This window comes from Micromonospora sp. NPDC005298, from assembly GCF_040607375.1.
Taxonomy (GTDB): domain Bacteria; phylum Actinomycetota; class Actinomycetes; order Mycobacteriales; family Micromonosporaceae; genus Micromonospora.
In genome coordinates this window covers 14,999-39,478 of sequence record NZ_JBEXGP010000028.1, presented here as the reverse complement: position 1 = coordinate 39,478, position 24,480 = coordinate 14,999, and the positions used below count along the sequence as shown (strand labels likewise).

The following is a 24,480-nucleotide window of genomic DNA, read 5'->3' as shown; positions in this document are numbered from 1 at the left end:
AGCCTGCCACCTGTGGCGCGCCTACTGCTCATCGAGGACGACCTGACGATTCGTACCCCGCTGATCCGGGCGCTGCGCGAACGCGGCCACGCGGTGGCCGCGGCCTCGACCGCGATGGCCGGTCTCCGCGACGCCCTGGACGACCGGCCCGACCTCGTCGTTCTCGACCTGGGCCTGCCCGACCTGGACGGGCGGGAGTTGCTGCGGATGCTGCGGGCGGTCAGCTCGGTGCCGGTCATCGTGGCCACCGCCCGCGACGACGACGCCGAGATCGTCCGGGTGCTCGACGCGGGCGCCGACGACTACGTGGTCAAGCCGTTCACCGCCGCGCAGCTCGACGCCCGCGTCCGGGCCGTGCTGCGGCGGGGCCCCTCCGGCACGGACGGGCAGGACCCGTCGCTCGTCGTCGGCGGGCTGCGCGTCGACCCCCGGTCCCGGCAGGTCACCCTGGACGGGGTGGCAGTGGAGCTGACGCCCCGCGAGTTCGATCTGCTGCACCACCTCGCCGGCCGTCCCGGTCAGGTGGTCACGAAACGTGAGCTGCTCACCGAGGTCTGGCAGATCCCGTACGGCGGCGCCGACAAGACCGTCGACGTGCACCTGTCCTGGTTGCGCCGCAAGCTCGGCGAGAACGCCCAGCAGCCCCGCTACCTGCACACCGTCCGGGGTGTCGGGGTACGCCTGGAAGCACCGGCGGCGCAGCCGTGAGGGCACGCCTGGCGCTACTGGTCGCCGCGGTGAGCGTGCTCATCCTCGTCGCCTTCCTGGTGCCGTTGGCGTTGCTCGTCCGCACCGTGGCGGAGGACCGGGCCACCGTCCGGGCCACCGCCGACGCGCAGAGCCTGGTGCCGGTGGTCGGCACGGCCGACGCGGCCACCATCCGACTCACCGTCGAGCAGCTCGCCGCCGAGTCCGGACGGCCGGTGAGCGTCTTCCTGCCCGACGGCACGGTGCTCGGCGCCCCGGCGCCGCGTACGCCGGCGGTGGCCCTGGCAGCGCGTGGGCAGAGCCTCACCGGTGAGTCGGCGGCGGGTCGGGAGGTGGTCATCGCCGTGCAGGGCCGGGCGGACGGCACCGGCGTGATCCGTACCGTGGTGTCCCGGGACGAGCTGACCGCCGGGGTGACCCGCGCCTGGCTGGTGCTGGCCCTGCTCGGTGTGCTCCTGGTGCTGATCGGGCTGGCGGTGGCCGACCGGCTGGCACGCACCCTGGTCCGGCCGATCAGCGACCTGTCCGCCGTGTCGCACCGGCTGGCGAACGCCGAACTGGACGCCCGTGTCACACCGGCCGGCCCGGCCGAGCTGCGGGAGGTGGCCGGCGCGCTCAACCACCTGGCCGGCCGGATCCAGGTGCTGCTCGAGCAGGAACGCGAGCAGGTCGCCGACCTGTCGCACCGGCTGCGCACACCGCTGACGGCGCTGCGACTGGAGGCGGAGTCGCTGCGCGACCCGGACGACGCGGCCCGGATCACCGCCGCCGCCGACGGGCTCGAACGTGCGGTCACCGGCCTGATCCGGCAGGCCCGGTGGCGTCACTCACCGGCGGTGGTGCCGGCCGTTTCGGACGCGGCGGCGATCGTCGCCGAGCGGGTCGCGTTCTGGTCGGTGCTGGCCGAGGACACCGGTCGGGCCGTCACGCTCGACCTGGCCGCCGGCCCGCTCCCCGTCGGTGTGCCGGCCGACGACCTGACCGCGGCCGTGGACGCCCTGCTCGGCAATGTCTTCGCGCACACGCCCGACGGGACGCCGTTCGCGGTCCGGCTGGTACGCGAGGCGGGTGAGGTTGTCCTCACCGTCTCCGACGAGGGACCCGGTATGCCGGACGGCGCTGTCCGGCGGGGCGCGAGCGCGGCCGGTTCCACCGGCCTCGGTCTGGACATCGCCCGGCGCGCCGCGCAGGCCGGCGGTGGCCGCCTGGAGTTGCGGGCCGGCCCGCGGGGTGGAGCGCGCGTGCTGCTCCGACTCGGCCCTGCCACGTCGCCGCCGCAGGCATAGGCGCTGCGGTGACGGGTAGCTGCCCCGTATGGCGCGGTACACGAAACCCGAGCTCAGAGAGCAGATCAAGGAAGAGATCAAGGCCTCCGACAAGGGCGGCAGGCCGGGGCAGTGGTCGGCGCGCAAGTCGCAGCTCGTCACGCAGGAGTACAAGAGGCGCGGCGGGGGATTCCTCGGCGAAAAGGACGAACGGCAGAAGTCGCTCCAGCGCTGGGGTAACGAGAAATGGCAGACGAAGGAGGGCGACACCCGGGCCCGCAAGGACGGCACGACGAGCCGCTACCTGCCCAAGAAGGCCTGGGACGAGATGTCGGAGAGCCAGAAACGCGCCACCGACACCAAGAAGCGCGAAGCCTCACGGACCGGCCGGCAGTACGTCGCCAACACCGGGCCGGCCAAACGCGCGCGCCGCGACGCCACCACTGCCGGTCAGATGTCGGAGATGTCCGTGGCCGACGCCGCCAAGCTGGTCCGCGGCCTCGACACCCGGCAGCTCAGGACCGCACTGCGCAACGAGCGGGCCGGCAAGGACCGCAAGACCCTCGTCGCGCGACTCGAGGCGGAACTCGACAGGCGCGGATGAACCGGCCCTCACCGCCTTAACCCCGCCTTAGTGCTGCGACAGCGCGGTGCTATCCCGATCCGACCGATCCTCGGAGTCGACAACCGAGGAAAGGTGGACACCACGATGAAGCGCACCAATCTGCTTCTGGCGACGGTCGGCGGGTCGGCGGTGCTGGCGGTGGCCGGGGTCGCGATCGGCGTCAACGCCGCGAACGACCCGCGGAGCGGCGGCACGGCACTGGCCGCCGCGACCGTCGCCCCGACCGCCACGGACCCGCCGGCGACGAGCGGATCGCCGACGACCCCGTCGGGTACGCCGTCGAGCGCCGTCCCGTCGGGTACGCCGACGGGCGGCAGCGCACCGGCCGGGGGAGCTGTCGACGAGCAGCGCGCCGGGGAGATCGCACTGGCCAAGGCCGGTGGCGGGCAGATCGTCGAGGTCGAGGCCGAGCAGGAGCACGGTCGACCCGTGTGGAGCGTCGAAATCGTCGCCGGCGACACCGAGCACGAGGTGGACGTCGACCGGGACAACGGTTCGGTGGTCAAGGCCGAGCAGGAGCCGGTCGACGACGACGACAAGGACGACAAGGACGACGACAACGACGACCAGTCCGACGACGACGACAGCTCGGACGACGACTGACCGTCCCACGCCGCCGCCCGCCACGGGGATCACCCGGGCGGGCGGCACCGCGCGGGGTCAGATGGCGACGCGTTGCTCCCGGACCGATGGCTGCTCCTGACCCGTCGGCTGCTCCTGGTCGAACTGGGTGCGGTACAACTCCTGATAACGGCCGCCGCCGGCGAGCAGGTCGCCGTGCCGTCCTCGTTCGACGATGCGCCCGTCCTCGACGACGAGGATCTGGTCGGCCGACCGGATGGTGGAGAGCCGGTGTGCGATGACCACGCTCGTCCGACCGGTCAGGGCCTCGGCGAGAGCGTCCTGGACGGCGGCCTCGGAGGTGGAGTCGAGATGCGCGGTCGCCTCGTCGAGGATGACCACGCGCGGACGGGCCAGCAGCAGCCGCGCGATGGTGAGCCGTTGCCGTTCCCCGCCGGACAGCCGGTAGCCGCGCTCGCCGACGACGGTGTCGAGCCCGTCCGGGAGTGAACGGATCAGGTCGTCGAGCCGCGCCCGTCGGAGCGAATCCCACATCTCGTCCTCGGTCGCGTCCGGTCGGGCGAACGCCAGGTTGGCCCGGATGCTCTCGTGGAAGAGGTGCCCGTCCTGGGTCACCACACCCAGCGCCGCCCGGATCGACTCGGCCGACAGGTCGCGGACGTCGACGTCGGCGAGCTTCACCGCGCCGTCCTCGACGTCGTACAGGCGGGGGACGAGCTGCGCGATCGTCGACTTGCCCGCACCGGACGAGCCGACGAGGGCGACCATCTGCCCCGCCTCGGCGCGGAACGACACCCCGTGCAGCACCTCCTCGCCGCCTCGGCTGTCGAGCTTCACCACGTCCTCCAGGGACGCGAGCGACACCTTGTCCGCCGACGGGTAGCCGAACCGGACCTCGTCGAACTCCACCGCGACCGGCCCGTCGGGAAGCGGACGGGCGTCGGGCCGATCGAGGATCAGCGGCTTGATGTCGAGGATCTCGAACACCCTCTCGAAGCTCACCAGCGCGCTCATCACCTCCACCCGGGCGCTGGCCAGCGACGTCAACGGCGCGTACAGGCGCGACAGCAGCAGCGCGAGGGCGACCACCGTCCCGGCGTCGAGGCTGCCCCGCAGGGCGTAGAGACCGCCCAACCCGTAGACCAGGGCCAGCGCCAGCGAGCCGACGACGGTGAGCGCGGTGATGAAGACCCACTGGAGCATCGCGGTGCGGATGCCGATGTCCCGCACCCGACGCGCCCGCGCCGCGAACTCGGCAGACTCCTCGTCCGGACGCCCGTACAGCTTGACGAGCGTGGCGCCGGGCGCGGAGAAGCGCTCGGTCATCCGGGTGCTCATGGCCGCGTTGTGCTCGGCCGCCTCCCGCTGCAACCGGGCGAGCTTCGAACCCATCCGCCGCGCGGGCAGGACGAAGATGGGCAGCAGGACGAGGGCCAGCAGCGTGATCTGCCACGAGAAGGTGAGCATCACGGCCAACGTCAGCAGCAACGTGACCGCGTTGCCGACCACGCTCGACAGCGTGTCGCTGAAGGCCCGCTGAGCGCCGATCACGTCGTTGTTCAGGCGGCTGACCAACGCGCCGGTACGCGTCCGGGTGAAGAACGCCACCGGCATGCGCTGGACGTGGTCGAAGACGGCCGTCCGCAGCTGGACGATCAGCCCCTCACCGATGCTCGCGGAGAGAAACCGCGTCACCAGACCCAGGCCGGCTTCGGCCAGGGCGATCACGGCGATCAGCACCGCCAACCGGATCACGACACCGCTGTCGGCACCGTCCACGATCGCGTCGACCACCCGCCCCGCGAGGACGGGCGCCGCGACGGTGAGGACCGCCGTCACCACACTCAACAACAGGAACCTGACGATCAGGGCGCGGTGTGGTCGTGCGAACGTCGCGATCCGTTTCACGGTGACACGGGACAGTGGTCTTTCATCCTGCGCGTTCATCGCGTGGTGCAGAGACGTCCACGCGGCAAATTCCATGCTCATGCCTTACCTCCGATACCGCAGGCTAGGACCTCACCCGAGCTTGAGGTCAAGTCACCGCGCGGGGCGTTCCAACTCGGCGCGGATCTGACCGAACATGGCTCGTAGGTCATCGGCTGGCTCCGAACGCTGAGCGACTGTGGACCGGAGGCCGCGACCGTGCTGATCGGACCGCGCCGAGCGACAGGAGTGACTGTTCTCCGCTGGCCGTGTCTACGTTCGTCGGTGGTAGTGGTTGCGGCGGGGGAGTTGGTCGGGGTCGAGCCAGGCTGGCGGGATGAACTCGGGGTGGTTGTCGTCGCCGAGTCGTACGGTCCAGGCGCTGTGGTGCAGGTGGCGGTGGTGATGGCCGCAGAGCAGGACGGCGTTGTCGAGGTTGGTGGGGCCGCCGTCGGCCCAGCGGTGGATGTGGTGGGCGTCGCACCAGCGGGGCGGTCGGTCGCAGCCGGGGAAGGCGCAGCCGCGGTCGCGTAGCACGAGGGCTCGGCGCAGCGGGCCGGTGATGAGGCGGCGTTGTCGACCGACGTCGAGGACCTGACCGGCGCCGCCGAGCACGGTCGGCAGGATTGTGGCGTCGCAGGCGAGTCGACGCACCGTTTCCGCAGTGAGTCGGAGGCCGATGTCGAGGGTGCCGGCGGACAGGTGCCGGGTCAGCCCGTCGTAGCTGGTGGTGACGACGACCTGGGCGGAGTCGCCGCCGTTCTCGGGCAACTCACCGGTGCGCAGAGCGAGCCGGCACACGTCGGCGAGGGCGTCGTGGCGGCGTTGGCCGGCGCAACGGTCGTCGTCGGGTCCGGCGGGTGTGCTGAGGGGGTCGATGGCGGCCCGTAGCAGCGCGGCGGCCTCCGCGTCGAGGGTGCCGGTCAGCCGCAGCCGGCCGTTGGTCTGCTCGGAGATGGTGAGGTGCCGGTCGCGGGCGGCCCGGGCGGCTTCGGCGTCAAGTGCGGCGCGGGCGGCGGCGTCGGCGACGTCGGGTGCGACGTGGTCGAGGATGCGGGTGCCGAGCCTGCGCAGCAGCATGGGATCGAACTGGCCGGCCCACTCGACGAGCACACCGACGGCCTTGTCGGCGACCTCCGGACCGGCGGCCGTCTTCACGGTGGCGACGGTGTCGGCGATGACCCGCACCTGCTCCACGCTGACCGCCCCGGCCGCCAGCGCGTCCCGCACCGCCGTCGGGGCCCTGTCGACGCGGGCCGCGAGGTCGACCAGCCGGCGGGCGGCGGGAACGGTCAACCGCAGCCGTTCGCGCAGCCAGACCGCCGTGCTGGAGGCGCCCTGCGCGACCGCGGTGCCCCGACCGTCCACCTCGCGCACCAACGCCAGCGTGACGGCGGCGAGACGTTGCTCGACCCGGTGCGCGGCGTCGAGAGCGGCGATCAGCTCATCGTCGGCGAGGGCCCAGGCAGCCTCGTCGACGCAGGCCGCGCCCGCGGCGTCCGCCTGCGCCAACTCCTCGACCATGACCAGACACTAGAACAGGTGTACGACAGTTCCAGTGGCCATGATCGATCACTGTCAGGCGGAGTGGAGAGGTTCCCGGGGCGTGGCCCAGGCGATGTCAGACGCGGCGGAGACGATCCGGCCACCGCCCCGCGACATCCGACGCCGCCACCGTCGGAACCACCGTCGCCACACTCAACAGCAGAGGGCGGGAGGCGGCGACCCGAGGGGCGGTGTCGGTCACAGGCCGGCGTGCATCGTCAGGCTCTGCCGCAGGTGCAGCTTCGGTCGGGAGCCGACGACCGAGCCGACGACCTCGCCCCGTCGGAACACCAGCAGCGTCGGCAGGGACATCACCCCGTAGCGCCGCGTGGCCTGCGGATTCTCGTCGGAGTTGAGCTTGGCGATGATCATCCGGTCGCCGAACTCCCGTGCCAGCTCGACGAGGCTCTTCTCGATCATCTTGCAGGGCGGGCACCACTCGGCCCAGAAGTCGACCACGACGGGCCGGTCACTGGCCAGCACCAGCTCGGCGAACCTGTCGTCGGTGACGGTGATCAGGGAGCTGACGCTCGTTTCCTGGGGCATGTTTCCTCCCGGTGCGCGATGGCGTGGGTGAGCTGGGCGTGCAACTGCTGACGGACCGCACCGAGCCGGCCGAGGTAGTCGTCGACCTCGGCGAGCTTGCGCCGCAGCACCTGCACCGAATCCGGACAGACGTCGCCGGACGCGTTGCCCGCCCGCAGGCAGGCGACGAACGGACGGACGTCGTCGAGACCGAAGCCGACGTCGAGCAGCGCCCTGATCTCCCGGACGACCCGCAGTTCCGCCTCGTCGTAGACGCGGTAGCCGTTGGCCGAGCGTTGTGGGCGTACCAACCCGTGGGCTTCGTAGTAGCGCAGGGTCCGGGTGCTCGTGCCGGCCCGCTCCGCCAGCTCACCGATCAACATCAGACCTCCTCGACCAGCCCGTCGCGACCAGGCTAAACCTTGTCGTCAGCGTCAAGGCAAGGTCGCCGTCGGGCCGCCGGCAGCACTCAGGGCGCCGCGGCGCGGCGCCCTGAGTGTCTGCGCGTACCGAGGGGTCTAGCCGATGCGGAACTGCTCGCCGTAGACGGCGAACACCAGCGGGGTGTTCAGGCCGAGGTTCCCGTTGTTGAGGAACACGCGCTGGGCCGTGTCGACGCGGGAGGTGTCCGAGTGGGCGGCCTCCTTCTTCATCTCGACGACCCGCTCGTCGAGGAAGGCGTTGAGCCAGGTCCGCTCGTCGCCGCCCTGCGCCGGGGGCTTCGCCCGGGCCAGGGCGCGGTTACGGATCTGGCGCATGCCCTCGTACCCGTGCATGACCGCCGCGTCGTAGTAGGCGAACTGACCGAGCGCCCGGACCTGGTCGCTCTTGCCGTCGCGTACCGAAGGGTTGAAGTAGACCCGGTCCCGCTCGGCCTCCTGGGCCGCGCGGAACACCGGGTCGTTGGCCGCGGTCCGCCAGTCGCGGGTGAAGTTCGGGTCGAGGCCGGCGTGCGACGCGGTGCCGTCGACGGCACGCAGCGCCGGCAGGTAGCCGGCCAGGACGTTGCCCGGCTTGGTGCGGGTGTACGCCTCGACCAGTTCGAGCATGTCGCCGGTGCCGGAGCAGAAGCCGATGATGCCGGCGGTGTAGCCGCGCCCGTCGCCGATGTCCTCGATGTAGGAGAACTGCGCCCGCCAGTCGAGGGAGGAGTTTTCCGCCGCCGAGACGAGTTGCATGGCGACGTCCTTCTTCGCCGGGTCGTCGAGGTTGACCCCGGTCGGTGTGGTCGGCGTGGGGGTGCTGCCACCGCCGCCGGGGAGGGTCCACCGCTGGTTGGTGGTGCCGCCGCAGGTCCAGATCTGCAACCGGGTGCCGTTCGCGGAGTTCCGGTCGGTGACGTCGAGGCACTTCCCGGAACCGGAGTTGATCAGTGCGCCGTTGCTGGCGGTCCACTTCTGCGCACCTGTGTTGTTGCAGTCGTACAGCTGCACCTTGGCGCCGTCGGCGGTCGACGCGGCGGTCACGTCGAGGCACTTGCCGAGTGCTCGGATCGATGCGTCGGAGTTGCCGACGGTCCACGTCTGGGCCGCGCTGCCGTTGCAGTCGTAGAGCTGGACGGCTGTGCCGTTTGCCGAGTTGGCGGCGGCGACGTCGACGCACTTGCCGGCGAGGCCGGTGATCGGGCCGGCGGTCGCGGCGCTTGCCGACGGCAGGCCGTACCCGAGCGCCGCGACGGCGACCAGCAGGGCGCCCACCGCGTAGGCGGCTGTTCTCTCGTGAACCATGGTGTTCCTCGGGGAAGGGGCGGCGTGCCGCCGGCCGGGTCGGTGGCCCGGCCGGCGGTTCGGCCCCGGCGGGCACCGCGAGCATCAGGAAACTGTATTAACAGATACCAGTGCGTCGATTCCCCGTCAATCGACGACCGCACCGCGTGACCGGTCCTGTGCAGCCCGCTGTCGACCCGACGAACCCGCCGTCGCCCCGTTCAGACAGGGCGCGGGTAGGAACGCGGACGGCGCCCCGTGGACGCCGTCCGCGTGGTCACTGCTCCCGGTAGGTGGCCAGGTCGAAGTCGGCGTACACGCCGTCGCCGCCGAGGTCCTGCACCCAGAGGCCGAGGAACGCCCCGGTGAAACCCCACGCCGCCGGCTCCCCGTCGATGATCAGCGCGGCGTGCTCGTCGGACAGGATCGTCGCGTCCAGGTCGACGGGCAGCCGCTGCCAACCGGCGCCCAGGTCGTAGTCGAAACGCACCACCGGCCCGTCGAACACCGCCCGCAGGCCGACCCGGGTGACGCCGCTCGCGTCGACCGTCAACTCCGGGTACGGGGTGCGCCGCCCGTTGTCGGAGCTGAGCAGCTCCAGCACCGTGCGCCCGTCGTCCGCCCGGGTCAGGTAGAGGTGGTGCCAGTTGAGGGTGTTGTAGTAGGCGGTGATCCCAGCGAGCTGACGGTGGTCGACCGGGTCGAACTCGACCACGGTCTCCAGCGAGCACTGGGTGGCGCCGACGCGTCGCGCGACGAGACTGGGCGCCTGCCGACCGACCGGCGACTGTCCACCATGGATACGCAGGTGCGACGGTCGCGTCGTCAGGTCGACCCAGTCCGCGGTGGCCGGCCGACGCAACGTCGACCAGCAGTGCCCCAGCTCGCCGGCGTCGAAATGATCGGTGGCCGGCTCGGCCGGCCACGGGTGGGTGGGCAGGTCCGGTGCGGCGACCTCGTCGGCGGGCACCCCGCCCGGCACCCGGGGCCAGCCGCCGGCCGGCCAGTCGACCCGCTGGATCGCGGTCTCCCTGCCCAGCACGCAGCTGCCCAGCGGGGAGTACGGGCGGCCGACCAGGTGCGCCAGATACCACTCGCCGTCCTGGGTACGGACCAGGCTGCCGTGCCCCGCCTTCTGCAACCGCAGATCGGGTCGGCCCACGGAGGTGAGCAGCGGCCCGTCCGGATCCACCTCGTACGGCCCGAACAGGTCGCGCGAGCGCGCCACGGTCACCTGGTGCTCCCAGCTGGTGCCGCCCTCGGCGGTGATCAGCCAGTACCAGCCGTCGTGGCGGTACAGGTGCGGCCCCTCGGTCACCCCGACCGGGGTGCCGGTGAAGAGGATGCGGGGCCTCCCGACGAGGGTGCGGGTGGTCCGGTCGTACTGCTGGATCTCGATGCCGCCGAAGCGGTCGCGGCCGGGCCGCCAGTCCGCGCTCATGCTCAACAGCCAGCTGGTGCCGTCGTCGTCGTGGAACAGCGCGGCGTCGAACCCGCGCCCGTGCAGCTTCACCGGATCCGACCAGGGGCCGGCGATGTCCGATGCGGTGACCAGGAAGTTCTGCGGATCCCAGTAGCCGCTGGCGAAGCTCGCCACATCGCTGTAGACGAGGTGGAACTCGCCGTCGTGGTACGTCAGGTCGGGCGCCCACACCCCGTTGGAGTCGCCGCAGCCGCGCAGGTCGAGCAGGCGGCGATCGGTGATGACCCCGCCGAGGGGACGCCAGTTCACGAGATCACGCGAGTGGTGGATCCGAACCCCCGGATACCACTCGAAGGTCGAGGTGGCCAGGTAGAAGTCGTCGCCGACGCGCAGGATCGACGGATCCGGGTGGAACCCGGCGAGGACGGGATTGCGGATCGACCGGGCAGCGGTCGCCACGTCAGCGGTGTCGGTCGACACGAAGGCTCCTCTGGGGTGACTCTGAAAACTTCCGGAAACTTGCGGTCCAGGATGACTGGAAGTCCTGCCTACGCTAGCCGGTCTTCGCGCGATAGGACAGAGGGTCTTGACCGGTGGGGAAACTGCTCGTAGCGTCCCCGCCATCGATCGGTAATACCGGCGAAGCAATGAAAGTTCCGGAGATCCAGGTTCGAACCCTTGCCGGCTCGGCCGGCGTTCCGAGCACCTCGTGAGTCCCCGAAGGGATGGATCATGACAGCGCACCTTTCCCGCCGAACGCTGCTCGGCCTCGCCGGCGCCGGCGCCGGCGCCTACCTGCTCAGCGCGTGCAGCGATGAGAAGTCGTCCGACCCGAACGCCCCGCAGACCATCAACTGGTGGCACATCCAGAACACCGAACCGATGCTGCCGGTCTGGGCGGCGATGGCCAACGAGTACAAGACCGCCCACAGCAACGTCACGTTCACCATCCAGCCGCTGGAGAACGAGGCGTTCAAGGCCAAGCTCACCACCGCCACCCAGGCCGGCGACCCGCCGGACCTGTTCCAGTCCTGGGGCGGCGGCGTGCTCAAGCAGCAGGTGGACGCGGGCCTGGTCAAGGACCTCACCGACGACGTGAAGGACCTGGTCGCCGGGATCCTGCCCGCCGCCATGCAGCCGTACACGATCGACGGCAAGATCTACGGCATCCCGTTCGACATCGGCATGGTCGGGTTCTGGTACAACAAGGAGCTCTTCGCCCGCGCCGGCGTCACCGAGACCCCCACCACCTGGGCCGGCCTGCTCGACGTGGTCCGCAAGCTCAAGACCGCCGGCATCACCCCGGTAGCCCTGGCCGGCAAGGACAAGTGGCCGGCCCACTTCTACTGGTCCTACCTCGCCATGCGCATCGGCGGCGTCGGCGCCCTGCAGAAGGCCGTCGACGACAAGAACTTCGACACCCCCGACCTCACCGCCGCGGGTGAGCGACTCAAGGAACTCGTCGACCTGCAGCCCTTCCAGAAGGGTTTCCTCGGCGCCGAGTTCGGCTCGCCTGACGGGCAGGCCGCCACCATGGGCAACGGCAAGGCGGGCATGGAACTGATGGGGCAGTGGGCGCCCGCAGTGCAGGCCTCCAGCTCCACCAGCAAGAAGGGCCTCGGCGACAAGCTCGGCTTCTTCCCGTTCCCCGCCGTGGACGGTGGCAAGGGCTCCGCCACGGAGGTCTTCGGCGGCGGCAACGGCTTCGCCGTCGGCAAGGACGCGCCGGCCTCCACCATCGACTTCCTGAAGTTCCTGCTCAGCGCCGACAACCAGCGCCGGTCCGCGAAGACCGGCGCGGTGCTGCCCACGGTGAAGGACGCCACCGACGCCATCAGCGACGCCAACAACAAGGTCGTCGCGGAGACCCTGGCCAAGAACACCGGCTTCCAGCTGTACCTCGACCAGGCGTACGCGCCCGCACTCGGCCAGCAGATCAACGACAGCGTCGCCGAGATCATCGCCGGCAAGAAGGCGCCGGCGGCGATCCTCAAGGACATCACGCAGGTGGCAAAGACCGTCTGACGTGAACCGTCACCCATCCGTAGCCGGCCGTAGAACCCGAGTGGAGCAGGAATGACCAGGCCATCGACCGTGTCGGACACGAGGCGCGGCGACACGGCGACCGATCCGCCGGCACCGGGGCCGGGCACCGCGCGACAGCGCGGCCGCCAGCCCCGGCCCGGCCGGGGCGGCGTCCTCGCCGTGTTCCTGGCGCCTGCCCTGGCGCTGTTCCTGCTGCTGGTCGTCGCCCCCATCCTGGTGGCCGCCTACTCCAGCCTCTACAAGTGGAACGGCTTCGGGCTGCCGGAGAACTTCGTCGGGTTGGACAACTACACCCGCGCCTTCAGCGACCCGACCTTCCGCGGCGACCTGTGGCGCGGCTTCGTACTCGTGGTGCTGTCCCTGGCCGTGCAGCTGCCCGCTGCGCTGGCCCTGGCCATGCTGCTCAACCAGCCGCTGCGCGGTCGGGCCTTTTACCGGCTGATCTTCTTCGCCCCGTACGTGCTCTCCGAGGTCACCACGGCCGTGCTGTTCACCCTGGTGTTCTCACCCAACCGAGGGCTCGGCGAGGGCGTCGCACAGTGGCTCGGCGCCGACGCGGGCACGGTCTTCGCCGACCCGGACACCGTGCTGATCGCCGTCTTCATGGTGGTGTCCTGGAAGTACTTCGGCCTCTACATGATGCTGTTCCTGGCCGCCCGTCAGGGCATCCCCAAGGAGCTGTCCGAGGCGGCGGTCACCGACGGCGCCACCGCCTGGCAGGCGTTCCGCCACGTCACCCTGCCACTGCTCGGTCCGACGATCCGGATCAGCGTGTTCCTGTCGGTCATCGGCACCATCCAACTGTTCGACATGGTCTGGGTGCTCACCGGTGGCGGTCCGATCCACTCCTCGGAGACCCTGGCCGTCACGATGTACCAGTACGGCTTCCGCCGCTTCGAGGTCGGCTACGCGAGCGCGATCAGCATGGTCATGTTCCTGCTGAGCCTCGTCTTCGCCCTGTTCTACCAGCGCATCGTCCTGCGTCGTGACACCGCGGGCGCGATCACCAACCAGGGAGGCCAGCGATGAGCGCCACGCCGGTTCGCGCCCAGCGGATCCGCAGCCTGGTGCTGCACCTCATCTGCATCGCCGTCGGCGCGCTCATCGTCGTACCGGTCTGGTTCGGCGTGCTCGGCGGCTTCAAGGACAACGGGCAGCTGTCGTCCAACCCGTTGGGCTGGCCCGACCCCTGGGTGCCGAACTACCTCGAGATCCTGAGCAACGGGGTGTTCTGGCGGCAACTCGGCAACAGCATGCTCATCGCCGTCAGCAGCACCGTCATCGTGGTGGGTTCGGCGGCCATGGCGGCGTTCGTCTTCGCGCGGTACGCCTTCCGGGGCCGCGAGTTCCTGGTCACCCTGTTCGCGATCGGTCTGATGTTCCCGTTCGCGGTGGCCATCCTCCCGCTGTTCGTCCTGCTGCGCGGCATGGGCCTGCTGGACAACCCGCTCGGCGTCATCCTGCCCCAGGCCGCCTTCGGGCTGCCGATCACCATCATCATCCTGCGACAGTTCTTCCGTACCATCCCCGCCGAGGTCGAGGAGGCCGCCGTCCTCGACGGATGCGGCTCCTTCGGCTTCTTCTGGCGGGTCCTGCTGCCGATGGCCCGCCCAGCGCTGGCCACCGTCTCGGTGCTAGCGATCGTGACCAGCTGGAACAACTTCATGCTCCCGCTGGTCGTCTTCAGCGACCAGAGCTGGTGGACCCTGCCCGTCGGGGTCCAGGCGTTCCAGGGCCAGTACGCCGACGACACCGCCCGGGTGCTCGCCTACGTCGTGCTGTCCATGCTCCCGGCGCTGGGCTTCTACGCCGTGGCCGAACGCCAACTCATCGGCGGCCTGACCGGCAGCGTCAAGGGCTGAGAACGAAGGGCGGACCGTGGGCTCCGACAACGGCCGAAATGTCACCATCGCCATGATCGCGCGGCTGGCCGGTGTTTCGGTGCCCACGGTCTCCCGGGTTATCAACGGCCGCTCCGACGTCGCCCCCGACACCCGGGAACGCGTCGAGGCCCTGCTCAACCACCACGGCTACCGCCGGCGGTCACCGGCGCGGCGCGACGACGCCGCGCTGATCGACCTGGTCTTCAACGACCTCGACAGCCCGTGGGCCGTGGAGATCATCCGTGGGGTCGAGGACGTCGCCCGCAGCAGCGGCGTCGGGACTGTCGTCTCCGCCATCCACTGGCGCATCTCCTCGGCCAAACAGTGGCTCGACAACATGCGTACCCGATCCACCGAGGGCGTCATCTTCGTGACCTCGATGGTGAACCCGCCGCTACAGGCCGAGTTGCGCCGGCTGCACCTGCCGGTGGTCATCATCGACCCCGCCGGCGTCGACCCGCAGGAGTCGCCCACCATCGGCGCCACCAACTGGGCGGGCAGCCTCAGCGCCAACCAGTACCTGATCGGGCTCGGCCACCGCCGCATCGGCTTCATCGCCGGGCCACCGCACCTGACGTGCAGCAGGGCCCGACTCGACGGCTACCGGGCCGCCCTCGGCGCCGCCGGCATCGCCGTCGACGACGCCCTCATCCGACCCGGCAACTTCTACCACGAGGCCGGCTACACCGCCGGTACGCAGCTACTGGCACTGCCCGACCCGCCCACCGCCATCTTCGCCGCCAGCGACCAGATGGCACTCGGCGTCTACGAGGCCGTCCGCAAACGCGGCCTGCGGGTGCCCGACGACATCAGCGTCGTCGGCTTCGACGACCTCCCCGAGGTCCGCTGGTGCTCACCCCCGCTGACCACGGTCCGCCAACCCCTCGCCGAGATGGGCATGATGGCCGCGCGGACGGTCCTGCGGCTCGCCGGGGGAGAGCGGGTCGAGAGCCCACGCGTCGAACTCGCCACCGAACTCGTCGAACGGGACAGCGCCGCGCCACCCCGGTCGTGACCCGCGTCAGCCGTCGCGCCGCACTTCATTGATTCGCTGATCGCCTCGATCAGCCGTCAGCGGTGATCGAGGCGAGACGGGCGGTGGTGGGGGCCATTAAACTGTGCCGATTTTCGTGGCCCCGAGGCGCGGAGCATCGCTCGGGGCGCGCACCCCCACAAGCGAGCAGAGGTCACTGTGGAGTCCGGATTCCGGCGGGCCGTGTACCGGGTGCAGTGGTATGCGCCCACCGTCATTCCGGTCCTGCTCATCGCTGTGAGCATCGTCGCCGGTGGGGGTCTGCTCCTCGCGGTCTTCGTCCTGCTGAGCGTGCCTCTCGGCCTGCTGCTGGCGGTGCCTCCCGCCGTGGGCCAGCACGTCGGCCGGATGCGGACCAGCGCCGACATCACGCTGTGGTACGCCGTCTGCTCGGTCGGAGTGTGGGCAGGGTGTCTGGTCTACGGGCTGGTGCTCACCAGGGTTGTCGTGAACGGTTCGGGGCGGTCCCTTCCGGTGGCCGTCCTGGTGCTGGTCAGCGTGGTGTGGGTGGCGCAGATCGTGGCTGCCGTGCTGGCCCGCCGACGGAACCACGGAACGGGCGGTGACCTCTCCGGCCCCGACGCGCCGCAGTCGGGCTCCACGCAGGTGCAGGGGGCGGAGCAGCCGGACACCGGCTGGCGGCGGATCTGGACACAGGACGCCGTCTGGGTGGTCGCGGGCCTTGTTCTGCTCGGGACCGGCGGATGGTTCGGGGCTGCCGTTCCGTATGTTCTCGGCGCGGTGGCCACAGCGGTCGGCGCGGCCCGGTTCGTCCTCCACCTCCGTGCCCGGCGCCCCAACGGGTCCTCTGGACCTGCCGGGCACCCGGCGACCGACTTCCCGGACTCGAGGTCCGGCACGGCACGGTCGTGGTCTCCTCCCGCCCGGACCGCCGGCTCGCCGGACTCGCCCGGCTGGACCGCGATGCCCGTCTCATCACGGTGTTGGACGCCCGCAACGGCCGGTCGACGGCCCGACTGATGGGGCCCACAGCGGCCACGTCTGGGACGTCGACGGCACCGCACCAGGCCAGGCCTTCATCGAGACGCGGGACGGTGCCGGGCTGCTGGGCCAGACCAGATGATCGTTACCGCTCGTACCTGTCGGTTCCTGAACCCGACGTCAGGCTCAGTACCGGAGGGCGAGCCGTCAGTGAACGTCACTACCCAGGGCCACTCGGGCCTGCCGACTCGGCCGCGTAGGTCGCGTCCACCAACTCCTGAAGGTGGCGGATCACGTCGGCCTTGTGCTCGGTTTCGGGGAGATGCCCTTCGCCGGCCTCGATGAGGCCGTCCCGCCACAGCCTGACGACCTCCCGCTGTGCGGCGGCGGGCAGATCGTCGAGCCAGAGCGAACCAAGATTGTTGTCGACGATCTCCTGTAGGTGGCCGACGGTCTGTCTGTCGGAGAGACGGGAGATCAAAAACTCCAGCGTCCAGTCGAACAACCCGCCGGTCGCGGTCCAGTCGACGCCGGGTTTCAGCACGATGAGGCCGGCCATCATCTCCCCACGATGAACACTCGAGGACCGAGGCCTCGGTCCGTGATGAACTGTTCGAGCTGCGCGACCTGTGGCGGCGTGAACTTCGAGACGTCCACCGGCACCAGGTCCGCCTTGTCGAGGTGCCGCACGATCTGATACTGCAGCTGGGGCCATTGGCGGTCAAAGAACTGCGCCGGAAAGTTTCCCACCGCATCGTAGGTCCGCCCTGCCTCATCGACCCAGTCCGCTGACGACTCCACCGGAGCACGTGTCAGCGTCACGCCCAGTTCCCGCTCCAAACGGACAGCCGTCTCGGCCTCGCCGGGCCGGAACTTTCCGGTCGCCGGATCCATCCCGAGATCATGAGTCCGTTGCCGGTCCGGGCTCGGAGGTGCGGCGGGGGTTTCGTGATGCGACTCCGGCCCCGGGCTTGCTCGGCCTGGTGGCGGTTCGCCCCGCTGGAGCCGTCGGAGGAGCTGTTGGAGTTTCTCGATCAGCCCGCCGAGTTGGCGGATCATCGGGACGAGTCGGCGGAGGCTGGTCAGCAGTCCGCGGAGCAGTCGTGCGATCCGCGCGCCCCAGGACGCGACAGTCGTGGTGACCTGCTCCACGACCAGTGGTGTGGCCAGGCCGCCGGTGGCGAGGAGTTCGCCGGCGTAGACGATGAGGCGGGAGACGCAGGTGGCGATGGCGTCGCGGACGAGGAGCCGGACGGCGGCGACGAGGACGGCGGCGCCTTCGGTGATCGCGGCCAGGGTGTCGGCGCCCCGGGCGAGCCCGATGAGGGCCTGCTGCTGTTCACCGGCCCAGTTGCGGTAGGCGGGGCCGGCGCTGCCGCCCCAGGCTGCCACGTCGGTGCGGACGGCGGCGGCGAGCCCGGTGGCGTCGTCGCGTAGCGAGGCTGCGACCCGGCGCCAGGTCTGGGCGTGGGCGGTGATCTCCGCAGGGTTGCCGGCGAGCCAGTCGAGGGCTTCGCTGAGCGGTTTGACGTGCTCGATGAGCCAGGCGATCCCGTACTGCAGGAGCGCGCCGACCGGGTCGGACACGAGGGCCAGGGCGTCGAGGCCGGCGCTGACCACACCGAGGGTGCCGTCGATCCAGCTGCCGTTCCGGATGCCCTGGGCGACGAGCTCGATGTCCTCGCAGATCCAGATGCCGGCCCAGGTGTGGGGGGTCGTGTCGGCCGCCGTGACGATGAGCGGGTTGGCCGTCACCGGTCAGCTCCGTGGGCGGCGCAGGCGTTGTTCGGCGCGGGCGTCGGACGCCCGGTAGTGGTCTGCCCCGACGCGCAGCCGGTGTGAGGTGTCGCGTGCCGACCCGACGGCCGCGCCGATGCCGTCGACGAGGGTGCGTTGCAGGTCGTCCACGAGGACGGGCATGAGCGCGCACAGCTGCCCGTACGCGTCGGCGCCCACCTGGACGTGCTGTCCAGCCTGGCGGGCGGTGTCGACGCGGTCGGCGATGCGGTCGATGTGACCGGCGTGCGCGGTGAGGTCGTCCGGGTCGACGTGGATGCCGTCAGCGCCGGGCATTCGGCTCACCCTCGGTCGGGTCCATCCGCCGCCGGTAGGAGTCGACGACGGCCTGCCCGGTCGGGTCGCCGGCGCCGAGGGTTTCGACTGTCGCGTCGTCGACCCGCCTGAGGAGGTCGGCGTGGGCGGCGCGGGTGGTGTCGGTGATCTGCCGGGCGGTACGGGCGGCGGACTGTTGGCGGATCCGTTCGTCGAGGCGCAGGTCGCTCAGCAGGCCGTTCGAGTCGACGGTCACGTCGACCGTCCCGTCGGGGCTCGTGGCGGTGCCGGTGATCGCCCGCAGGCGGGTGGAGAGGGCTCGCGCGCGGGCGGCCCGCTCGGACAGGGACGTCTCCCAGTCGGCGAGGCGGCGGTCCGCCGCGTCCAGGGCGACATCATCGGCCCACACGTCGACCCCCCGAAGCATCGGCGACCATCACCGCACAACCGTCGTCACGTTACCAACCGGTGGCGCTGCGTGGTGTCCCCAGCCGGGGGGCGGTCAGTCGACTCCCACAGATGCATAAATACTAATCATCATCTATCGACAGACGTATGCTGTTAGCGCTAACGTCCCGGTGCCGGCCGCATGGCTGTCCCGCTGCTCGGAGTCCGGGCCCGAGCAGCGGGAACCGCTGCGGCGTGACGACGTCGTCCAGTTCGGTGCCAGCCGCCGGTGCGGTGGCTGCTCGGACCGGAGTGGGGTGCACCCCTTGAGGTCCTCGATCCGGCCATGACATTCTTGGCCGTCGATTGCAGGCCACGCGCGGGCCGACACCGTCCACTGGGCAGCGGGATCCGACCACGGATCCCGGGGGACGGGCACCAGCGACAGGGCACCGGGGCCTGTCGATCCACGAGTCCGCCCGATCCCGTGGGGCACCCCCGCCGGCCGGGCGACTCACTGTCGTTCACCGCGAAGGAACCCCGCCATGCGCATTCCCAGAAGCCGGGCGACGGTCCTGGCGAGCCTGCTGCTCGCCGCGACCGCACTCTCCGGCGTCAACCCTCCGACTGCCAGCGCGACAGCAGAACCCGCCGCCGTCGCGGTCACCGTCAACGCCCGCGCGGGGCTGGCGACGGTGCCGGACACCGCGCTGGGCGTCAACCACGCCATCTGGGACTCGAACCTGGGCACCCCCGGGACGTCGGACCTGCTGCGCGACGCCGGCGTGCAGATGATGCGCTACCCCGGCGGCTCGTACGCCGACATCTACCACTGGAAGGACCACACCGCGCCCGGCGGGTACGTCGCGCCGAACACCGACTTCGACACGTTCATGGCGGCGGTGAAGCGGGTCGGCGCGCAACCCATGATCATCGCGAACTACGGCACCGGCACGCCCGCCGAGGCCGCCGACTGGGTGCGGTACGCCAACGTGACCAAGGGGTACGGCGCGCGGTACTGGACGGTCGGCAACGAGAACTACGGCAACGGCCACTACGGGTCCGCGTGGGAGGCGGACGACCACCCCGACAAGAGCGCGACGCAGTACGCGCGACTGGTCGTCGAGTACGCCAACGCCATGAAGGCGGTCGACCCGAGCATCAAGGTCGGCGCGGTGCTGACCATGCCGGGCAACTGGCCGGACGGGATCACCGCCGGCAGCGACCCGGGTCCGTGGAACCAGACGGTGCTCTCCATCGCCGGCCCGAAGATCGATTTTGTGGACGTGCACTGGTACCCGGGCGGCACCGCCGCCGAGTCGCTGGCCCGCGTCAACCACCTCCCGGACGCCACCTACCTGCTCCGGCAGCAGCTCAGCCGGTACGCGGGCGCGAACGCGGACCGCATCGGCATCAGTTTCACCGAGCTGAACGTCGACGCGGGTCGGACCACGCAGCCGGCGGCGCTCTTCCTCGCCGACGTCTACAGCGGTCTGCTGGAGAGCGGCGTCTTCACCGTCCAGTGGTGGAACGTGCACAACGGGCTCGGCACGGTGACGCAGGTCGCCGGCCAGACCGACTACGGCGACTTCGGGATGCTCTCCAGCGGTTCCTGCAACGAGGACGGCTCGGTCTGCGAACCGCCGCTCAACACACCGTTCGCGCCGTACCACGGGCTGAGCATGATGAAGCTCTTCGCCAGGACCGGTGACCAGTTCGTCCGTGCGGGCACCGACGAGCCCCTGGTCACCGCACACGCCGTCCGTCGGGGCAACGGTGACCTCGCCGTGCTCCTGGTGAACAAGGACCCGGACAACGATCACCCGGTGACCATCGACTACGCCGGGTTCACCCCGTCGGCCGTCGCGCCGACGGTGTCCACCCTCACCAACGGCGCGACCGGCATCGCCACCAGCCAGTCCGGTTCGGCGACCAGCCGCACGCTGCCGGCGTACTCGTTGACCACGATCGTGCTGCGACCGGCCGGCGCGTCCGCCGGGCGCCCGTCGGCCCCGGGCCAACCCACCGCGAGCGGCGTCACCGACCGCGCCGCCACGATCACCTGGCCGGCGGCCACCCCGGGTGGCAGCCCGATCGCGAAGTACGAGGTGTACCGGCAGAATGGCGCGATCAGCGAACAACTGGGCGAGACCGGCGCGACCTCGTTCACGGTCGGCAACCTGGTGCCGGGCAGCCGGTACACAGTCAACGTGCTGGCCCGGGACACCGCCGGGCGGGTCTCCTGGTCCTCTCCGCCCCTCACCTTCGCCACCGGAAGCCCGACCACCAGCGCGTGCACCGTCCGCTTCACCGCCGCCAACGACTGGGGCAACGGCTACATCGGCGGTGTCGAGATCACCAACAACGGGACGAAGCCGATCACCGGCTGGACGCTCACCTGGACCTGGCCGACCGGATGGCAGCAGGTGAGCAGTGGCTGGAGCGCCACCTGGGAACAGGTCGGCACCGCCGTGCGGGTCACCCCGACCGACGACAACCGGCAGATCGCCCCGGGCGCCAGCGTGAGCGCCGGCTTCGTCGGTGCGTACAGCGGCCCGAACGTGCTGCCCACGGCGTTCAGCCTCAACGGCACCGTCTGTAGCACCGGCTGACGCCGCCGCAGCCGGCCGGCCCGTTCGTCGGGTCGGCCGGCCGCCCGGTCAGCCCACCTGGCGGACGGTGACCGTCGCCGATCCGGTCTCGTCCGCCCACGGGTCGAGCACGACGGCGTAACTGCCGCCCGTGGGCAGCGGACCCACCTCGATCCGCCCGGCGCCGCCGATGACGCAGCCACTGCCCACCGCCTCGCCCTTCGGGCCGGTGACGGCCAGAATCGCGCACCGGTCGGGCAGGCTGGCGGCGGTCACTTCCACGGTGAGGCGCTTGCCGCTGTCGGCGGGAAACCGCAGCCGGCTCACCGCACCGGGCCGGCTCACCGACAGCGTGTTCGCCCGTCCATCCGCCACTGTGTCACGCTGCTCGTCGCTGGCGTCGCGCAGCCGCACGTCCGCCGAGCCGGTGTCGGTGGAGGTCCCGTCCACCTCCAGCAGGTACCGGCCGCTGGCCGGCAGGACGACGCCGTCGACGTACCCCTGGCCGCCGATCACGCAGCCGCTGGCCACCTCCACGCCGGCCGGATCACGCAGTCGCAGCAGGCCACAGCGGTCGGGCAGGGTGGCGTCGGTGACCTGGAGGAAGATCTTCTGACCGGCGCGTCCGTCGAAGGACAGACGGCTGACCGCCCCCGGTTGGGCGAGCGTCGCCCGGACCGGGGGCCCGTCCGTCGTGAGCGTCTTCTCCTCGTCGGTCACCGCAACGACCCGTACGGTTGCCCGCCCGAGGTCGGCATCCCACGGGTCGAGCACCACCTGATGGTCGCCCGTGGCCGTCAACGTGGTCGTGTCGATGAAGCCGACACCGGAGATGACGCAGCCGGTCGCCAGTTGACGGCCCTGCGGGTCGAGCAGCAGCAACACGCCGCAGCGATCCGGCACGGTGGCGGCGGGCACCTCCACGAAGATCTTCTGACCGGCCCTGCCCGGCACCTTCATCGCGGCCGTGGCGCCGGCCCGGGTCACCGCCAGGTCGACATCACCGGCAGCGGGCGCGTCGCGCTGCGCGCGGGCGGCGTCCTCGGCGAACGCCACCTGCCCGGTGAGGCCGACGTCGAGCACACAGTCGGCGAGAATCTGCGGGTCGGTGACACCGGCCCGCCGGCAGACGAGTTCGGCGGTGGCCCGGTTGGGCAGGTCCCCGACGGTGAGCGGCCGGTCCGGAAAGCGCCGGTCGGTGAACGTGGCGGTGTTCTGCCCGGGCTCGTAGTCGAACAGCGACCGTGGCGCCTCCACGCGCCAACTGTCGGCGAAGCCCGGATACAGCGCCTCGAACGTGGGCGGCTGCGCCACCCGTTTCCCGTTGCGCACGGTCAGGTCGTCGCCGGGGTCACCGTCGTGGTCGCCGAGCAGGCCCTCCAGTTTTCCGGCCCGCCCCGTGGGCGCGCTGACGCTGACGCTCAGCCCCCACACCCCGATCGGCTGCGCGGTCAGTCGCGCGCTGTCCGGCCACTCCACAGTCACCGTGCCGTCCGCCCAGCTGGTGACGGCGCCGCCGCGCGGCAGCTTCACCCCGTCGGGCGCGGGCGCCGGCGCGGCGCCGTTCACCCGGACCACGGGGCCGGCGGGTGTGACGTACACGCCGACCCGGTCACCGGCCACCCGAACGGCAACGGCCGAGTTGACGGCCACCACCGAGCTGGCCGGGAACATCGTCTGTCGTACCTGGACCTCGAAGTCGTCGGTCGTCGAGCGGGTCAGCACGAACTCACCGGCGGCCTGGAAGTCGTAGTGCAGGCCGTCGTAGCTGAGCAGGTGCGGGTCACCGTTGCTGTTCGCGCACCGGTAACCCTTGCCGATCACCGAGATCGAGCAACCACCACCACCGGGTGGTCGGGGCTTGGGCTGGTCGCAGTCCTTGCCGTTGGACGGCAGTTGCATCCCACCGTACGACGGGCGCAGCGGCACGCCGACCGCCTTGCGGTACGCGTTCTCCGCCAACACCGCGTGCACCTCGGCAGGGTCCACGGTGCTCGCCTGCTGGCCGCGCTGCGTGCAGAACTGGCCCCGGCGGGTGTCGTTGACCTCGTCGAGGGCGTGGTTCATCTCGTGGATGAGGGTGGCGCACTGGTCCTCGGTGAAGCCGGGACCCTCGTCGTCCAGCTTCCGCGCGTCGTTCTCCGGCACCCAGTTGATCTGCGCGTCGCTACCCGGGACCCAGGTGGTGGTGCTGCTCTCCGAGCCGATGATGGGCCGACGGACCTTGATCGTCTTTCCGGAGCGTTCCAGCTCCTCGAGTACCTTGCCGTTGCCGGAGCTGCGAATCTGGCCGACGCAGCCCGCGTACTCCGTCTGCAGGTCGGCGTCGACGCTGACCACGGCGGACGCCGCCTGGGGGGCGACGAGCACCAGCACTGCGGCAAGAACCACGCCCGTCCGGACCGCGCGCATCCCGGTCATCCGCCCCTCACCTCGAACGCGACACTGCCCTGCTCGGCCGTCGCGGCGCAGGCATCCGCCGGCACACCGCGCAGCGGCGCCCGCAGGTAGCCCAGCACCAGCCGGTACGCCCCCGGTTGGTCGACCGGCCACCAGGCGACGGTCGCCCCACCCCGCCCGTCCGGGGCGGAGGTGGTCAGCGCAGCGCCGACCGGGCTCTGCGGGTCACTGCCCAGCGTCAGCTCCACCGACCCGCGCGGCGGCACCCGCACCAGGTTCTCGACCAGGTACGCGGTGAAGTCCCGGTAGTACGCGGTGCTGCCGACCGCGGGTGCCACAGCCGTGCCGTCCCGGGTCAACGACATGACCGTCACCGCCCCGTCCGGGACCCGACTGAGCTGGCACTCGGCGTCGCGGTTGTTGACCAGCTTCAGCCGCAGGTTGATCCGCTCACCCACCCGGTACGACGGCTGGGCGGTGCTGACGGTCAGGCCGACCGTCGCCGAGCCGCCGGTCTGTGCCGATGACGGCCGCGACCGCCTGCACCCGACCGTGCTGACCATCAACAGCAGCGTGAGACCGCCGGCGAGCGCCGCCGTCCCTACGCGGGGTACGCCCATGGGCCGCGAGCCTCCTCCGGGTGCCGACCGTCGCCGTCGCCGATCCCGGCCAGCGTGCGCCGCGGGGCGGGGGAGCGCTGTCGTGATCCGGCCCGGTGAATGTCCGCTAGCCGACCCCGAGGTCTGGCCCGCACCGCCGCCCGCGGGCACTGCCGCCCCGCCACCGTAGATCTTGGACACTTTCCGTCAGCCCGCACGGCTGGCGAAAAGTGCCCAAGATT

Annotated in this window: 22 protein-coding genes; 10 read left to right on the top strand and 12 right to left on the bottom strand. The window is 71.0% G+C overall.

The window, feature by feature from the left end:
- The first annotated feature begins 12 nt into the window (after nucleotides 1-12).
- The 4 genes from ABZS77_RS26635 (at nucleotide 13) to ABZS77_RS26620 (ending at nucleotide 3,201) form a co-directional block, all read left to right on the top strand.
- Nucleotides 13-708 (top strand): response regulator transcription factor, encoded by a 696-nt coding sequence (locus ABZS77_RS26635; protein WP_354828198.1) that lies wholly within the window; start codon nucleotides 13-15, stop codon nucleotides 706-708.
- Nucleotides 705-1,994 (top strand): HAMP domain-containing sensor histidine kinase, encoded by a 1,290-nt coding sequence (locus tag ABZS77_RS26630; RefSeq protein ID WP_354828195.1) that lies wholly within the window; start codon nucleotides 705-707, stop codon nucleotides 1,992-1,994. Before ABZS77_RS26635 ends, ABZS77_RS26630 begins: the two co-directional genes overlap by 4 nt.
- A 28-nt stretch (nucleotides 1,995-2,022) precedes the next feature.
- A complete protein-coding gene (locus tag ABZS77_RS26625; protein WP_354828192.1) occupies nucleotides 2,023-2,577 on the top strand; it encodes a DUF5872 domain-containing protein in 555 nt (184 codons plus the stop codon).
- Between the two features lie 105 nt (nucleotides 2,578-2,682).
- Nucleotides 2,683-3,201, top strand: a complete 519-nt coding sequence (locus tag ABZS77_RS26620; protein WP_354828190.1) for a PepSY domain-containing protein — start codon at nucleotides 2,683-2,685, stop codon at nucleotides 3,199-3,201.
- A gap of 57 nt (nucleotides 3,202-3,258) precedes the next feature.
- Here ABZS77_RS26620 and ABZS77_RS26615 read toward each other — a convergent pair whose 3' ends face one another.
- The 6 genes from ABZS77_RS26615 to ABZS77_RS26590 all read right to left on the bottom strand — a co-directional run bounded on the left by ABZS77_RS26615 (nucleotide 3,259) and on the right by ABZS77_RS26590 (nucleotide 10,785).
- Nucleotides 3,259-5,169, bottom strand: a complete 1,911-nt coding sequence (locus tag ABZS77_RS26615; protein ID WP_354828187.1) for an ABC transporter ATP-binding protein — start codon at nucleotides 5,167-5,169, stop codon at nucleotides 3,259-3,261.
- 210 nt (nucleotides 5,170-5,379) lie between these two features.
- Nucleotides 5,380-6,630, bottom strand: coding sequence for a DUF222 domain-containing protein (locus tag ABZS77_RS26610; protein ID WP_354828185.1), 1,251 nt, complete (start codon nucleotides 6,628-6,630; stop codon nucleotides 5,380-5,382).
- 219 nt (nucleotides 6,631-6,849) lie between these two features.
- Complete coding sequence (gene trxA, locus ABZS77_RS26605) at nucleotides 6,850-7,197, bottom strand: thioredoxin (protein ID WP_354828182.1); 348 nt, start codon at nucleotides 7,195-7,197, stop codon at nucleotides 6,850-6,852.
- Nucleotides 7,167-7,559: a MerR family transcriptional regulator gene (locus ABZS77_RS26600; RefSeq protein WP_354828179.1), complete on the bottom strand. Its 393-nt coding sequence runs from the start codon at nucleotides 7,557-7,559 to the stop codon at nucleotides 7,167-7,169. The genes trxA and ABZS77_RS26600 overlap by 31 nt, the downstream gene beginning before the upstream one ends.
- A gap of 135 nt (nucleotides 7,560-7,694) precedes the next feature.
- The gene (locus ABZS77_RS26595; protein WP_354828176.1) at nucleotides 7,695-8,903 is read right to left on the bottom strand and encodes a chitosanase; all 1,209 of its coding nucleotides are present in this window, start codon (nucleotides 8,901-8,903) and stop codon (nucleotides 7,695-7,697) included.
- A gap of 256 nt (nucleotides 8,904-9,159) precedes the next feature.
- On the bottom strand, nucleotides 9,160-10,785 hold the full coding sequence (locus ABZS77_RS26590; RefSeq protein WP_354828174.1) for a glycoside hydrolase family 43 protein: 1,626 nt from the start codon (nucleotides 10,783-10,785) through the stop codon (nucleotides 9,160-9,162).
- 252 nt (nucleotides 10,786-11,037) lie between these two features.
- Here ABZS77_RS26590 and ABZS77_RS26585 point away from each other — a divergent pair, with 252 nt between their 5' ends.
- The 5 genes from ABZS77_RS26585 to ABZS77_RS26565 all read left to right on the top strand — a co-directional run bounded on the left by ABZS77_RS26585 (nucleotide 11,038) and on the right by ABZS77_RS26565 (nucleotide 16,248).
- Nucleotides 11,038-12,330, top strand: coding sequence for an extracellular solute-binding protein (locus ABZS77_RS26585; protein WP_354828171.1), 1,293 nt, complete (start codon nucleotides 11,038-11,040; stop codon nucleotides 12,328-12,330).
- A gap of 51 nt (nucleotides 12,331-12,381) precedes the next feature.
- Nucleotides 12,382-13,380 (top strand): sugar ABC transporter permease, encoded by a 999-nt coding sequence (locus ABZS77_RS26580; RefSeq protein ID WP_354828169.1) that lies wholly within the window; start codon nucleotides 12,382-12,384, stop codon nucleotides 13,378-13,380.
- A complete protein-coding gene (locus ABZS77_RS26575; RefSeq protein WP_354828166.1) occupies nucleotides 13,377-14,213 on the top strand; it encodes a carbohydrate ABC transporter permease in 837 nt (278 codons plus the stop codon). The genes ABZS77_RS26580 and ABZS77_RS26575 overlap by 4 nt, the downstream gene beginning before the upstream one ends.
- A gap of 16 nt (nucleotides 14,214-14,229) precedes the next feature.
- The gene (locus tag ABZS77_RS26570; RefSeq protein WP_354828164.1) at nucleotides 14,230-15,249 is read left to right on the top strand and encodes a LacI family DNA-binding transcriptional regulator; all 1,020 of its coding nucleotides are present in this window, start codon (nucleotides 14,230-14,232) and stop codon (nucleotides 15,247-15,249) included.
- A gap of 177 nt (nucleotides 15,250-15,426) precedes the next feature.
- Nucleotides 15,427-16,248, top strand: coding sequence for a hypothetical protein (locus ABZS77_RS26565; protein ID WP_354828161.1), 822 nt, complete (start codon nucleotides 15,427-15,429; stop codon nucleotides 16,246-16,248).
- Nucleotides 16,249-16,429: 181 nt separating this feature from the next.
- On the opposite strand, the gene ABZS77_RS26560 is transcribed toward ABZS77_RS26565, so the two are convergent.
- From ABZS77_RS26560 to ABZS77_RS26545, 4 genes are read right to left on the bottom strand one after another with little or no spacing between them, the layout of a single operon-like run.
- On the bottom strand, nucleotides 16,430-16,771 hold the full coding sequence (locus ABZS77_RS26560) for a hypothetical protein (protein WP_354828159.1): 342 nt from the start codon (nucleotides 16,769-16,771) through the stop codon (nucleotides 16,430-16,432).
- Complete coding sequence (locus tag ABZS77_RS26555; RefSeq protein WP_354828156.1) at nucleotides 16,768-17,964, bottom strand: WXG100 family type VII secretion target; 1,197 nt, start codon at nucleotides 17,962-17,964, stop codon at nucleotides 16,768-16,770. Before ABZS77_RS26555 ends, ABZS77_RS26560 begins: the two co-directional genes overlap by 4 nt.
- Before the next feature lie 3 nt (nucleotides 17,965-17,967).
- A complete protein-coding gene (locus ABZS77_RS26550; protein ID WP_354828153.1) occupies nucleotides 17,968-18,282 on the bottom strand; it encodes a type VII secretion target in 315 nt (104 codons plus the stop codon).
- Nucleotides 18,269-18,670, bottom strand: a complete 402-nt coding sequence (locus tag ABZS77_RS26545; protein WP_354828150.1) for a YbaB/EbfC family nucleoid-associated protein — start codon at nucleotides 18,668-18,670, stop codon at nucleotides 18,269-18,271. The genes ABZS77_RS26550 and ABZS77_RS26545 overlap by 14 nt, the downstream gene beginning before the upstream one ends.
- A 523-nt stretch (nucleotides 18,671-19,193) precedes the next feature.
- Between ABZS77_RS26545 and ABZS77_RS26540 the strand changes: the two genes are divergently transcribed.
- Nucleotides 19,194-21,260 carry a cellulose binding domain-containing protein gene (locus tag ABZS77_RS26540; RefSeq protein ID WP_354828148.1) on the top strand — a complete coding sequence of 689 codons (2,067 nt, stop codon included), beginning with the start codon at nucleotides 19,194-19,196 and terminating at the stop codon, nucleotides 21,258-21,260.
- Nucleotides 21,261-21,308: 48 nt separating this feature from the next.
- On the opposite strand, the gene ABZS77_RS26535 is transcribed toward ABZS77_RS26540, so the two are convergent.
- On the bottom strand, nucleotides 21,309-23,660 hold the full coding sequence (locus ABZS77_RS26535; RefSeq protein ID WP_354828145.1) for a VWD domain-containing protein: 2,352 nt from the start codon (nucleotides 23,658-23,660) through the stop codon (nucleotides 21,309-21,311).
- Nucleotides 23,657-24,259, bottom strand: coding sequence for a hypothetical protein (locus ABZS77_RS26530; protein ID WP_354828143.1), 603 nt, complete (start codon nucleotides 24,257-24,259; stop codon nucleotides 23,657-23,659). Before ABZS77_RS26530 ends, ABZS77_RS26535 begins: the two co-directional genes overlap by 4 nt.
- Between the last annotated feature and the right edge of the window lie 221 nt (nucleotides 24,260-24,480).